Origin of the sequence: Taylorella asinigenitalis ATCC 700933, assembly GCF_000687755.1 — a bacterium.
Taxonomy (GTDB): domain Bacteria; phylum Pseudomonadota; class Gammaproteobacteria; order Burkholderiales; family Burkholderiaceae_B; genus Taylorella; species Taylorella asinigenitalis.
The window spans coordinates 76,334-91,633 of the sequence record NZ_JHXN01000004.1 but is presented as its reverse complement, the minus strand read 5'-3'; the positions used below and the strand labels follow the sequence as shown (position 1 = coordinate 91,633).

The window sequence follows — 15,300 nt, the reverse complement described above, 5'->3', positions numbered from 1 at the left end:
CTCCCGAGACTCATTCAAACAACTGTTTTATTGAAAAATCTGTTACATATTGTTAAATTTGTTTCAGGTAAATGCTTGATTTTATTTGAATTAAATTTGATTGTAATAAAATCTTAAAATTTTCATCTTAGAATTTCTGCGTAAGTATTTTTACGGACATGTGTTTTTGTTGTCGAGAAAGAATATACAGCAAAACCGTTTTCACCTGACTCTTTTTTATATCGGCCTATATTATGTCAGAACGTCATTTAGTAGCTAACACCGTTTTCGGTGACGAATTAAAGTTTAAATCCCTAACGGGTACTGAAAAGCTATCCGAATTGTTTGATTACACTGTAGATCTTGTTTCGGAGAAAGGTGATCTTGATTTAGAGAAAATTCTCGGAACTATAATCGATATCACTGTTGAAATAACTCAAGGCAAGAGATATTTTCATGGGTTAGTAACTAGTGCCCAGTATCTACAGCCCCTAGATACTACTAAGCGTGAGCATGTTTATCGCTTTGAACTGCGTCCTTGGTTGTGGCTTGCTACGCAAACTCAAAACAATCGCATTTTCCAGAAGATTTCCGTGCCCGAAATTATTGAGGAAGTGCTGGAAAAATATCCATTCAAGCATGAATTCAAGACTATGGACAACTATAGAACATGGCCATATTGCGTGCAGTATGGAGAGAGTGATTTAGCTTTTATAAGTCGTCTATGTGAGTACGAAGGAATTTATTATTACTTTGATCATAGTGAAGATGAGCATAAGTTAATTATTGCTGATAGCAGTGCAGCCCACAAAGATATCTCAGGTGTCTCTAAATTGACTTTTCACGCGGATGATCAGGCATTGCCATCTCATGGACCTGTTATTTCGGCTTGGGGTAATGTTGATTCTCTTTATAGCAATGAGCACTCCATGGTCGATTACGATTTCGAGAAATCGACTGCAAAACTAGATGTTTCGCATTCAATTAATAAAAATAGCGGCCGTAAGATGGAGATTTACGATCCATTGCCAGGCTACATTGAGCTTGAGCATGGCGAAAAATATGTGAAGGTTGCCGCTGAGAGTGAAGCGTGGAAAGCTCGTACTGTAGAGGCTGAGACGAATTATCCACTTGTGAGTTGCGGTTCTACTTTTTCCGTGGACCGAGTGCAGGATGCTAAGAATCCTTATATTATTTTAGGTACCGAGTTTACCCTTCATGAAAATCAGTATGCTTCTTCTGGTGGCAATGCTCCCGAACTCCACCACATGCACGTAAAACTACATGCATTGCCAAAAGAGATCCAATTTAGGGCTCCGAAAATTACACCTATTCCTAAAGCTCAGGGACCAATGACAGCAAGAGTTGTCGGTGTTCAAGGCGAAGAAATTTATACCGATAAATATGGGCGCATCAAAGTTCAATTTCACTGGGACCGCGAGGGTAAATCAGATGACAATAGTTCGTGCTGGCTTCGTGTATCAAGCCCATGGGCAGGCGGTGGATTTGGCGGCGTTCAAATTCCACGTATCGGAGATGAAGTTATTGTGGGATTTGTAGGGGCACATATCGATAGACCAATGGTTATCGGCCGTGTGTACAATGCGAATAATATGCCAGCATTGGAATTCCCCGCAAACGCAACGCAAAGCGGTACTGTCACTCGTTCAAAATATGGTGATTCGTCTACTTTCAATCAGATGCTTATGGAAGATAAACCAGGCGATGAGAAGCTAAGTTTCCAAGCACAGAAAGACATGGACACATTGGTTAAAAACAATGAAGATATCAGTGTAGCGGGTGAACAGCAGGGTACTCACGGCGGTACAACTGATTTATCTGTGGGCGGTTACGACGATAACATTTTTAAAGATGCATCCACTGAAACTAATGAGGCAAATCAGGTGAGAACTATTATCGGGACATCTGATGAAATCGTTGAGGGGCCACGCTCTCACTCAATCGGGTCTAACGCTACGATCAATATGGGACGTGGGTTTGTTCAGAGTGTTGTAGGTGGTCTTGCAAATTATACGTATGGTGCGGGTAGAGATAGGACTGTTGAGACAGAATTTTCTCATGAGGCCACCAGTAGTGTTACGCGCAAGGTTTCAGGAAGTGCTAAGTACACAGTTGGGCAAAAGTATTCAAAAATTGTTAAAGGTGGTCCAATGGAAATCAAAACAGGACCTACAGTTATAGAAATTAATGGGGAGGCTTTCATTGATAGTCTAATAGACCATCACAACAAGGCTAGTGCTATTTTATCTTTTACTGCCCCTGCCCTAAATTTCTTAGCACCTATTATTCTAAATTTATTTAAATCAAAAATTTCAGTTGCTTTGATGAAAGATACTACTGCACTTACTAGTACAAGCCAAGGGATTTTAGGATTTGGATTATCTTTTGCTAGTGAATCAGCTCAGGCTGTAAAAGCTGGTGCATCGATTTTGAAGTTTTCTGGCATTAAGAGCCAGGAAGAAAAAACTCATCTTAAGGGTGAAATCAACGTAGTCAAACTCAAGAAAAATAGTACTAAAGGTCTGGAGGTTGCACAAAAGCATGAGCTTGTGGGCTTCCTTATTGATAATGCTTAATTTATAAAGGACTTAGAATGTTAGCTACAAATCAAATGGTTGGAATGGATTTTGCTTTTCCTGATCTTTGTAAAACACCTCCTTCATTAATTCCTATTCCATATCCTGATATGGCCTATCCTATGGCAGCAATTCCAGTTGCTGTAACTATCCTTTTTAACAATGCGTTTGCTCATAACCTTGTAACTCAAATTCCTATTACAGTTGGAGATTTGCCTGGTGTTGCCATGGGTTTAATCTCTCAGACAGTCGCAGCTTCTAGTAGAAGATTATTTATGAATTCATACTCTACTTTAATATTTGGTACACCAGCCAATCGTATGGGTGCTGGAGGACCCCAAAACACTATGAATACTGTAGGGTATACAGTTGTTCCTAGTTGTCCGCATATTGTGATTTTGGCACCCTGAAATTGGAGAGAAACATGAGTAGAACATACAAAATTAGTGGTCCATTTGATTCAGAAAGTTTGTTATTTAGATCGATGAGTGGCAATGAAGCCTTATCATCTATTTATGAATTCAAATTAGAGTTTGTTTCCAAAGATAAAAATTTCGATGCACGAACTCTAATAGGTAAAGAATTAACATTAACAGTTAATAATGGAAATAAAAATAGATACCTCAGTGGTTTGGTTACTCAAGCAAAACGTGTAGGTCAAGAAACTACTACTGAAAGATATTTTATTTTCGAGACTATTGTTAGACCATGGTTGTGGCTTGCTACTAAAACTAATCATTACAAAATTTTTCAAAAGAAAAATATTCCTCAAGTAATTAAAGAAACTTTTGAAGACTATCCATTTGAGTTAGAAATTAAAACTGAAGAAAGCTATCGAGAATGGGGATATTGTGTTCAATATGATGAGACTGATTATGAATTTGTTTCTAGACTTATGGAACATGAGGGCATGTACTTTTGGTTTGAACATAGTGATGGAAAGCATAAACTAATTATCACAGATAGTAAAAATTCTCATAAGCCAGTAGATGCATTTGATAGCTTAAGCTTTTATGATCAGGGTCTTGGTTTAGATCATACTGAAGAACATTTTTATGAATGGCAACCTAAATTAAGCATCACACCTACTAAATTTAGTTCTGTTGATTACAACCTAAATAAGCCCGATGCTAGTTTGTATGTAGAGAAAGAATCAGCTATTAAAAATAATCATGGAGTTGATCTCGAGTTTTATCATTCAATTGGGGATTACACAGAGACTTCTGAGGGTGAGAGATACGCTGATATAAATGTTGAAATTTTTGAAGCTCAGTGCAAAAAGTATTTTGGTACAGCAAATAGCCCTATGCTTTCAGTGGGTAGCACCATATCTTTAAAAAAACATCCAAATAAATCACAAAACCAAAAGTACCTAATCACGAACATTTATTACGAATTTTCTGAAGCTTCTTATGCAACAAATGAAAGTCAGAAAACTTATGCAATATCTAAGGTTTTAATGATTCCTGCATCGACCCAGTATCGCCACCCCAAACTTACGACAGTTCCTTTCACATATGGTCCTCAAACAGCTGTAGTAATGGGTCCTGAGGGTGAATCAATTCATACCGATGAATATGGAAGAGTTAAAGTTAAATTCCATTGGGATTCAGCTGATATCGAGGATGGGGATAGCTCTTGTTGGGTGCGTGTATCAAGCCCATGGGCTGGTGGCGGATTTGGAGGTATGCAAATCCCTCGTGTAAATGAAGAAGTAATAGTTGATTTCTTAGGAGGTCATCCTGACAGACCTGTAATTGTTGGTCGTCTTTATAACGCAGACAATATGCCACCTGTTGAATTACCAGCCAATGCAACAGTAAGTGGTTTTCATACACGCACAAAAGACGGAACTTCAGATCAAGCCAATTCTTTGTTATTTGAGGATGCTTTAGGTAAAGAACTCTTAAAAATGGTCGCACAGAAAAATATGGATTACTACGTTAAAAATGATAGCAATCATTCTGTAGGCGGGGCATCAGCTACTAATATCGTAGGTGCTCATACTTGGAGTTACGGTGGTTTACTGAATAAAAAAGTCACTGGAAAAGCCTCTTATCAACATGAAAATGGACATACCTTATCTGTTTCTGGAGATAGTAAAGACACTGTTCATCAACGTCAAACACGTACCTATACAGGACCGAACACAGAAACTACTAGCGGTTCAGAGAAACTAACAATTTCTTCTGAACCTGCAATCCATAATTATCAAACTGGCTATAAACAGTCAATAACAGGTTTATTGAAAGATACTATTGCAAATAACCGATTTCATCAGTTTAAGGATTCAGAACTAGTAGAGGTTGGTGGAGCAGTTGACCTTGATGCTTCATCTGAAATTGTCCAAGTAGCTCAAAATCTAAAGTTTGACGTATCTAACTATAACTTTAATTCTTCTGGACCTTACTTGGATACTTGCAAAACAAACTATTATGATTCTGGTTCAATGCAAAAATTATTCAGTTTGCAAGTTTCAGTAGATGGCCCTACATACAATAATAAAGGGAGCATTATTCAATTTACAGGTGCTGTGTTTGATGAGAAGGTGCAACTAATGTATACAGATAAATCGGTAATTAAGATTAATGTAGTTTTAGGAACCGATTTGTCACAACAGGGCTTTAAAGGTAGTGCATCTGCTATTTCTATCAAGGCTGTTTCCAAAACTAACGATAAAGAAAATATAGCGGGCAATATTATTGGCGTAGATTTGTCTAAAGCAAATTTTGAAAGCCTTGATCGTATCATTCAAACGAGATTGTAGTTTAGTATGAAAATTTCTAAACCCAATTGCTTAAGTCTTATGGTCAGGCCTTACAGGTGGAGAGGTGAATCTCGCATTGGTCTTAGCATTATTGCACTTGTTGATGCTAGTAATCCTGCCCCTATTTTAGAGTCTGAAACTGCAATTTGGGATTTAGCTAAAACTTCACTCGATTGTGGTGGTGCAATTGAATATGGCATACCTAAAGTTTGTCCTGAATTTTTGGTCTCTGGTAAGGCTTATTCGAAATTTACAAAAAATAAAAGAGTAGTCGATATTACTGTAACCGTTCACGATAAGATTCGTCAGCTGCGAGTGTTTGGCGACAGAAAATTTATAAACAAACAGATTACTGAACCTAGCGAATTTGAAACGATTTCAATGAATTGGTCCAATAGTTATGGCGGTGAAAAGTTTGATAATAATCCTTCAGGTAAGGGTTTTATAGGAATAAATAATATTGATTTTCTCAGTTCAATTGATTTACCAAATATTGAGGACCCCAGACATTTGATTGTTGATCCTAGCGATGAGCATAAGGCTTATAATTTGGGACCTCAATCCATAGTTTGGCCTGTAAGATTTAGCAAAGTAGGAAATTATTCTGAGGAATGGAAAAAGCGAGATTTTCCTGGCTTCTTCCCTGACATGGATCCCACCATATTTAATTCTGCTCAGGAAGGTCAGATATTTGAAGAACTAGATTTTTTTCCAAATAATACTAAGTTTTCAGTTGTTAACATGCATCCTGATAAAGAAATATGGAAGGGTATTACCCCTGCATGGCATGGAAAATGTATTGTAGTACTCCAAAAAACTCCTGAAGATGAAGAAGTACTTGTTGAATCATCTTTGAAACTCAAAACACTTTGGCTTGTACCTGAAATTGAAAAATATTTATTAATTTTTCAAGATTCTATTCCAGGTTGGTTTGAAGACGGTTCTGAGATAAATCATGTATTGGCAGCTCTTGAATGGACACATTCTCCAAAGGATATATACCACTACAAAAAATTTATTCAATTAAGAAATGATCATTACACATCTGCTCTAACAGCATATTCTGATGAAGATCTTCTTCCTGAGAATGTTCAATTCAAAGGCATAGTGCCTAAAGCTGAAGATATCGGGGATTTGAGTGAAAAAATGATTAAATATCAGGAATACATTCAAAAAATTTCTAGAGAGCATCTCAAAGAAATGGGACTTAATCCTCATCATTATATACCTCAGAGTATGGGTCCGCATCCACGCCCGAATCTTAGATTTTTACCTGAAAAGCAAATTTGGCTTGATGAGAAAGTTGCTGAAATGCGTGAGCATTTCAAGGAAATCAAAGAGGCTAAAAAGAAATTTTTGTTGAGTAAAGGCAAAAATAATGATTTTGATTCGCTTACTCGAGGTGATGAGTTTTTTGAGAGTTTGAAGACAGATTCTGAGAAGATTGATTTAGAAAAAAATCTTAATGATACTAAGCTGAGCAAACTGAACAGGATGTATCAAGATAGTTATAAAGAAGATGATCCAAGGTTGGTCAAGCTTGAAAAGCGAATGGTCACTATGTCAGCTCAATTTGATCAAAGCAAATATCTGCTTAGAGATAATCAAACAATTCATAATAAAGAGTCTCTAAATGAAATTATTAAAAAGGGAAATTCTGTCGAAGGTTTAAATCTTTTAAATGCGAATCTTTGTAATACAAAATATAAGGACTTAGATTTTTCATTAACTAATTTCTCTAGAACTAACCTATCAAATGCCCATTTTACTAATTGTATTTTTAATGAGGGTGCTTTATCTCATGCTGAATTGAATAATACTCACTTTGAAAATTGTTCATTTATAAGTACAAATTTCAACGAGTCTAAAATTAAAAACTCTAAATTTTTTAACTGTAACTTTGAAAAAAATATTGTCTTTAATCATAGCATTGAGGGTTCTGAATTTATAGATTGTAAATTCAAAGATTGCATGTATCAAAATATTCAAATATTAAACTCAGTTTTTAAAGGATCAGGCTTTGACGGATTCTTATTATTGCAGGGTAATATCAAAAAATCTGACTTTACAGAAAGTGAGTGGGTGAGATGTGCTTTTTCAGAAATCGAAATCAAATCTAGTTTATTTAATAACGCTTATTTTTTAAGAATGGCTTTCACAAACGTAAAACTTATTGGTATTGATTTCAAATCATCATGGATTGAAGCTATGGCTATAGTTTCTGATGATTCTTTAAAAGATATTGATTTCACAAATTCATACATTAAGAATAGTAATTTTAGAAATCTTAATTTTTTATCTTGTAAGTTTGATAGTTCTATCATTGAAAATACAGAATTATCTAAATCAACTTTCATAGATTTATCTGCTAGAAGTATAGAAATTCCTGATGCGATTTTTAGAAGATCGAAATTTAAAAGATGTGATTTTTCAGAATCTAATTTCATGTCTGGAACTTTTACCTATTCAGAATTTTCTGAAGTTAACTTTACACATGTAAATTTCTTCAGATGTGAAATGGGGCAAACTGTCATTAAAGATGATTGCATTGAACATGAGAACTATATCGTTCAAATTCAATTAGAGCCAAGTGAAAGAGGGGTGCAAGATGCTACTTGACATACAACTCCTCAAAGAGTGGATTGATAATGGTGTACCTCTTAAAGGTTTAGATCTTTCAGGGTGTGATTTCAAACATTGGGATTTCTCTGGGGTCACATTCGATCAAGTTAATTTCGAAGGCTCTTTTTTTAGTGATACTAAATTTGGACAAAGTATTTTTAATGAATGCAACTTCGATAACACAACATTTTCTGATTGCTATCTAACTGAGACAGTTTTCAATGATTCTGAATTCAAGGGTACTTTTTTTGTAGATTCATTTTTAAACGATGTTAAGTGGATTGGAACAAATTTTAAAGATTCAAACTTTAAGAATTCACATGCTGCTGAATGTGGTTTTGTTAACTCAACTATATCAAAAACCAACTTCACAAATGTTGATTTAAGGGAAGCTGTCTTCACCAATACTATTTTTGACTTTATTAAATTTGAAAACTGTCAGCTTTACAAATCGGTTTTGTTTGAGCTTGATTGTCGTTCTTTAGAAATATTAAATAGCATACTTAATCATATTGTTTGGACCAAATCGATACTCTCTGATATGAATTTTGATTTTTATGATTTAAGTCTTTGCATGTTTTCAGATTGTGATTTAAGTAATACAACTTTTAAGAAAGCAAATCTCACTCAATGTTCTTTTAATGGGTCAAAATTAGATAATGTGATTATGGATGGTGCAAATGCTAAATTTTGTGTGTTTGTAGAAGCTTTTGGACATAATTTCTCTGCACAAAATACAGACTTCAAACAGTCTGTGTTCTCAAATGCTAATTTTGAGAATTCACATTTTGACCGTTCTGATTTATCGCTAACGCATTGGAAAAAAGCCAGTGCAATTAAGTGCAGTTTCAACAATTGCAATCTCTATTACACGGATTTTTCTTACTCTAATTTAAATGAATCAACTTTCGATGAAGCGAAGCTTAGTGAGACACGATTTCATCGAGCATTAACAGAACAATCTGATCTTAAAACAGCTCCTGGAGCCATTGAAAAGGATGTTGCATTATTTGAGGCTGAACTATGGTCAGAACAATTTAGAACCAATTCTCAAAATACATCACAAGTATCCGATACTAAAGGGCCACTATCATGAATCGTATCGTTAATTTAAAAACTGTATTAGGCGATAGCCTAAGATTTTTATCTCTTAAGGGTAAAGACGAACTTTCGAATTTATTCGAGTACCATGTTCAGGCAGTTGCTGAAGATAAGCCAATTGATCAAACACAACTTCCAGGCACAGACGTAAGTATAGAAATAGATGCTGAGAAGTTCGTAAGGTACATAAACGGTATGATTAACTCAGTGCGTAAGGTAAGTGAGAAAATTGAAGATTCACGAAAATACTTTATTTACGAGTTCACAGTAGTTCCGCATTTATGGTATAGCACACAGACTAACAACAGTCGCATATTCCAAGAGATGACTGCGGTGGATGTAGTCAAAAAGGTTCTTGAAGAATACAATGTAAATATTGAGAATAAGTTATTTGAAAACTATAGGAAGTGGAATTACTGCGTTCAGTATAACGAGACAGATTTTTCTTTTGTAAGTCGTCTATTAGAGCATGAGGGGATTTATTATTGGTTCCGACATGATGATAAAAAACATTATTTAGTACTTACGGACTCTAAGGATACTCATCCAAAACTTCCTGTAAACGGAGTAGCTTATTTTTATCATGAAGATAAAATGGCTTATGCTCACGATCAACATGTGTTTGATTGGCAAACTGGTGGTCAAATCACATCAAGTTCATATTCAACACAAGACTATAATTTTGAAAATCCTCGTGCTGATTTATCTGGAGAAAGCAACTTAGGTAGTAAATATTCTCCAGGAAGAGAATTAGATATTTACGAGCCATTTGGTGGTTATATTTCAGCTGATGAGTCCGAGCATTATGCAAAAGTGCATTTAGAATCTTTGCAAGCTCTTCAGGACTATGCAGAGGCTCGCACACGGCTAAGAGACATTTCATCAGGATATAAGGTAGAACTAAAACAAGCACCATACGCAGGAGATGATGGTGAATATCTTGTAGTTAAGACTGAGTATGACATATCAGTACAATCTTACGTTTCAGGAGATGACGTTAACTTTAACCTAGAGACATCAGCTCTCGTTATTCCAGCTGATGTTCAATATCGAGCACCCAGGGTTCATAAAGAACCTAAGATGGGCGGTCCTCAAACGGCAGTTGTTACAGGCCCTGCAGGCGAAGAGATTTGGACAGATAAATATGGTCGAATCAAAGTACAGTTTCACTGGGATAGGGACGGTAAGAAAGATGAGAATAGTTCTTGCTGGGTACGTGTATCAAGTCCATGGGCTGGATCTGGTTTTGGTGGTGTTCAAATTCCACGTGTAGGTGAAGAGGTAGTTGTTGACTTTGTAGACGGTCAGCCTGATCGTCCTGTGGTAATTGGACGTGTTTACAACAATGAAAATCTGCCTCCTGTTAACCTTCCAGATGATGCTACTCAAAGTGGATTTTTTACAAGAAGTAAAAATGGTGATGCTAGCAATGCAAACCGCATGATGTTTGAGGATAGTCCAGGCAAAGAACTATTATCCTTTGTAGCTGAACGTGATATGAATACTCACGTTAAGGATAAGCAAACACAAACAATTGATGGCAATGTAACTTCTTCAATATCAAGTTTCCGTTCTCATACTACACATAGTACTTCAGACGTAACCCTACAAAGTGGTCGTGAAGCAGCCTATGATGATAATCATCAACGCATAATTAAAACTCAGTTAACTGAATCTATATCTGGTAATTTACAAGAAGATTATCTCGATGGAGTTGATGAATCTATCGTGGGTACTTTTGATAGTACTGTCTCTGGACCTGCTACACATACTGTAAAAGGTTACCACTTAATAACTCAAACATCTGACGATTCAGAAATAACTGGAAGTGTAGAACAAAACGTGGGACAAGATGAAGTATATGATATTGCAACTTCAGCTAAGCTGACATCAGCATCTTTAAATTGGAAGACACCAACATTTAAAATGAAGGCCAGTACAACTGACACAAATCTTACTTCATCATCTAATATTGCACTGAGCTCTGGTGCTGAAGTGAAGAGTCAGTCTGAAGTCCAAATTAAATTTACTACTCCATTCTCCTTAGAGGGGCATCTAATCCAGTCTAAGAATACTAAACATTACACTAAAGATGTACCGTTTTCTTTTTCATTTACGGGTTTTAAAGACAGCATTGGGGCTGCTAGCTTTGGTTTGAATGCAGCTGATATAGGTATTGTTAATAATTCTAATGGTTTGCAACCTTTAGCAGCCAATGCCTTAGGAGTTAATCTTCAATTAATAAAACATGAAAGCAAAGCTGGTGCTACTTCTGGCGATTTAGTAGGTTTTAGATACATCAAAGGTTTTAAAAAGTGGATGGCTGGATTAAGTTTTGGTGGTGGAAGCGGTTCTGGCGGAAGTGGCGATGGGAATAGTGATAAGTCCAATGGCCAAAATGGTGATGGCAATGGTAATAAGTCTAATAAGGACCCAAATAAATCTCCTGCAAAATGTAAAGAGTGCCAAAAATTAACGAGTTCAGCAGATTGGTTCGGACTGACAATGGCTGCTGTGGGAGCTGGATTAAGCTTATTAAATACTGGTGAATCAGAACATTCTATTAGCTTCTCTCTTGGTGATGAAAAAGTTCTACATACAGACTTCTCTTTACCAGGTATTAAACCAATAGTTTGGACTAGATTCTACCGTTCAAATAACTATGCTTTCGATATACAAAGCCCTTTAAGCGGTCTTGGTCCAAGATGGATGACCCCGTACATGCAATATGTATATGTTGATGGAACAAATTTAGTATACGTTTCGGACGAGGGTAGAGAAGTTAAATGCCCAATTTCATTTCCCTTGAGTGAGGAATTTTACGATAGAAAAGAGGAATTATTCTGGTCACAACCTCAGTCTGACATGGTTCAAATCAGGTATAAGAATAATCACAAGCTAATTTTTAAACAAATCGGTTCAGTTTATAGATTAGTTGAGATTCTAGATGCTCAAAATAATTTCATTAGAATTAAGTACGATACTAATTCTTATCTCGAATCACTTGAGAACGAGCTCTATACAATATTCTTCCGCTATGATGATTTTGACAGAATCAAAGAAATTTATTATTTTGAAATTGATCCAGTAACATCGGAAAGCAGGGAGCAACACCTTGCTAAGTATACATATGATATTGATGGAAACCTTGTTCTCTTTACTGATAGATTTAATCTAACAAATAAATACAAATACCAATCTCACCATTTAATTACTCGATACGAAGATAAGACGGGTCGTGGCGTTAATTTAGCATGGGAAATGGATGCTAATGAGGGTCGATGCGTTCATGAGAGCCTAGATGATGGGTCTGAGGCGTTATCGATAAGGTACGATATCGAAAACCGTTCAACTTACGTCACAGATGCCTTAGGTCAAACAACAAAATATGTTTTCAATGATGAATTCTATTTGATGGGTATCTATTATTGTGATGGTACTAAGCGAATAAACGAACGCGATCAATATAACAATATCACTCAAGTTAGATTTCCTGATGGCACAACTAGCAATTTTATATACGATGCATTTGATAATTTAGTAAAAGTTATTCAACCTGATGAAACTACTATAAGATATGATTATGACTCAGATAATAATCTAATAACACTAGCAGATCCAATGGGTAATGAGTGGCATAGAGCGTACGATGACCAAAATCAGGTTATTTTAGAGATTGACCCTCTAGGCCACAAGACTGAGTATCAATACAACACTAAAGGGCAAGTAATTCGAATTAAAGATGCTAAAGGTGGAAACAAACATATCGGATATCACATAACAGGTGAAGTTGCATCATTTAGGGACTGCTCAGGTAAAACTACTAAATGGGATTATGACCTATTAGGACGTGTGGTCAAGATGACGGAACCTTGCGGTACCACAGAAATCTACACTTATGATTATAACAGCTATATCTGCAAAGTAGAAAGAAGTGGAACCAACCCCGTATACCTAGAGCATGATGCTGAAGGGCGTCTACTCAAATTTATAGACGGTCTTGATCGTGAGACACGTTATAAATATAACCCTGCAGGTCGAATTGAAACTCGTGTTGATGCTCTTAATCATGAAGTTGGCTATAGATACGATGTGCTTGGTAGGCTATCTAAGCTTATTAATGAAAACAATGACAAATACCTCTTTGAATACGATCCGCTAAGTAGGCTGGTTTATGAAAGAGGGTTTGACGGCAAAGAGAAGCGTTATCAGGTCAATAAGTTAACAGGGCGTTTAGATAGTGTTACGTTTGTAGATCAAACCCTAAACTTCCAGTACGACATTATGGGTCGTATGACTAAGACTTCTAGTGCAGATGAAGTTCGTGAGTATGACTATGACTTAAATGGGCGACTCACCTTAGCGAAAAACCCAACATCAGAGAATCAGTTTGAGCTAGATGCATTGGGTAATGTGTTAAGGGAGATCCACTCATATGACATCTTTGATCATCATGTTACCAAGCTATGGAGGTTTGAATACGATGAGCTATCTAACCTTATCAAGACAGTAAGACCTGATGGAAAAGAGGTTGATTATTTAAGATATGGTTCAGGTCATCTTCATGGAATGTTGCTTGATAAAGAGCGAATCGTAGACTATGAACGAGATGACAATCACCGTGAAGTAAAACGCCATTGGGCTCAGGATATGCTTCAGACCACAGCATATGATGCAGCAGGTCGTCTAGCTAATCAACACACTCAAAGTGGCAAATACGTTAAGAAAAGCATACTCAATCGAGACTATCAGTATGATGGAGCTAATCAGTTAATCCACATTAAAGATAGTCGCAAAGGTGAGCTTAGCTATCGTTATGACCCGATAGGAAGATTAATCAATGCTAAGGGACCATTAGGAGAGGAGACCTTTAGCTTTGACCCAGCACACAATATCTTAAGTAAAGAGCATACTGCTTTAAGCACATATCAACATCAAACTGAGAATACATTGCCAAAAAATGTATCTAAAGTGATGGGCAATCTGCTAAGGCACATCTCAGGCTCACACTTTGATTATGACCAAAGAGGTAATTTAATCAAAAAAGAGAGTGCTAAGGGAATACAGACATTTGATTGGGATGGATTCAATCAGATGAAGTCTACAACATTTAGAGGTTTGGGTCTAGCAGCAGGAAGTAAGCTTGATACTCAGTACCGCTATGATGTGTTTGGCAGAAGGATAGGTAAGCGAGTAGTAGATGTAAGGACTAAAGAGGTATTAGAGCAGACGCTTTATGACTGGGATGGTTTAACAATTGCATCTGAGGATAGGATTGGGGAGCAGTTAGCAGTTCAGGCTCAGATAAGAAAAGAATCAGGCTCAGAGACAAGAAAGTTAAGCTCGGAAGTTCAGTACTTGTATGAGGATGGAGAGTTTGTACCGCTTGTGCAGTATACGAATTCTGCTACCGTTGGGCTTGGTTATGGTAGCTCTGGAGGGGCAGGCAGCTTAGGCGGTGGTTCGAAGGGTGTTGCTCCAGCCATCTATCACTATGTGAATGATCAGATAGGCACTCCACAAATTCTGATGAATTCAGAACAAGAAGTGGTGTGGGAAGCACAAGCTAAGGCATGGGGAGATACGATAATCTCAGCTCCTGTATCTGAGGATGGTGTAATAAACAACCATAGATTCCAAGGTCAGTACTTTGATGCAGAAAGTGAGCTTCACTACAATACCTTCCGCTACTATGACCCTGAGATTGGTAGGTTCATTTCACTGGATCCGATAGGATTGTGGGGTGGGTTGAATAATTATCAATATGCACCAAACCCTGTTGAGTGGTTTGATCCTCTAGGTTTATCATTTAGTAACAGGCTTGGTGCGTTCGGAGAGCAACGTGCAATGCAAGCACTGATTGATCGTGGAATCTATGATAAAGTATTTAGTATTCAAAATGCCTCGGGTCATGGTATAGATTTGGTAGGTCTAAGACCAGATGGAAAATTTGATGTATTTGAAGTCAAAACAACCACATGTTCTAAATCACCTGATCTTTCTAAGCGTCAGAAAGAAGGAAAGGGATTTACAGATGATGTTTTAGGTGAAAATAAAGCTGGCGGGGGACACGGGGGCTTTATGGTTGATGGTATGCCTTTGCCTAAAGATATGGCTTTACATATTAAAGACAATATTGGTGATAGTGAAGTTATAAGGGTATTTGTTGATTGGGCTGATAATGGAAAATGGTTTGTTAAAGATATGAATTTTTCCAAATGGTTTTAGAGGATT

The 15,300-nt window shown here is 36.7% G+C and carries 6 protein-coding genes; all 6 read left to right on the top strand.

What is annotated here, in order from left to right:
- The first annotated feature begins 233 nt into the window (after nt 1-233).
- The 6 genes from T432_RS0103825 to tssI are packed head-to-tail and all read left to right on the top strand — an operon-like array spanning nt 234 to nt 15,294.
- A complete protein-coding gene (locus T432_RS0103825; RefSeq protein ID WP_028884257.1) occupies nt 234-2,576 on the top strand; it encodes a type VI secretion system Vgr family protein in 2,343 nt (780 codons plus the stop codon).
- A 17-nt stretch (nt 2,577-2,593) separates the two neighbouring features.
- A complete protein-coding gene (locus T432_RS0103820; protein ID WP_028884256.1) occupies nt 2,594-2,986 on the top strand; it encodes a DUF4150 domain-containing protein in 393 nt (130 codons plus the stop codon).
- 14 nt (nt 2,987-3,000) lie between these two features.
- Nucleotides 3,001-5,343 (top strand): type VI secretion system Vgr family protein, encoded by a 2,343-nt coding sequence (locus T432_RS0103815; protein ID WP_028884255.1) that lies wholly within the window; start codon nt 3,001-3,003, stop codon nt 5,341-5,343.
- 6 nt (nt 5,344-5,349) lie between these two features.
- A complete protein-coding gene (locus T432_RS0103810) occupies nt 5,350-7,962 on the top strand; it encodes a DUF2169 family type VI secretion system accessory protein (protein WP_028884254.1) in 2,613 nt (870 codons plus the stop codon).
- Nucleotides 7,952-9,061, top strand: coding sequence for a pentapeptide repeat-containing protein (locus tag T432_RS0103805; RefSeq protein WP_028884253.1), 1,110 nt, complete (start codon nt 7,952-7,954; stop codon nt 9,059-9,061). The genes T432_RS0103810 and T432_RS0103805 overlap by 11 nt, the downstream gene beginning before the upstream one ends.
- Nucleotides 9,058-15,294: a type VI secretion system tip protein TssI/VgrG gene (gene tssI, locus T432_RS08745; RefSeq protein WP_282705279.1), complete on the top strand. Its 6,237-nt coding sequence runs from the start codon at nt 9,058-9,060 to the stop codon at nt 15,292-15,294. Before T432_RS0103805 ends, tssI begins: the two co-directional genes overlap by 4 nt.
- Nucleotides 15,295-15,300: the final 6 nt, after the last annotated feature.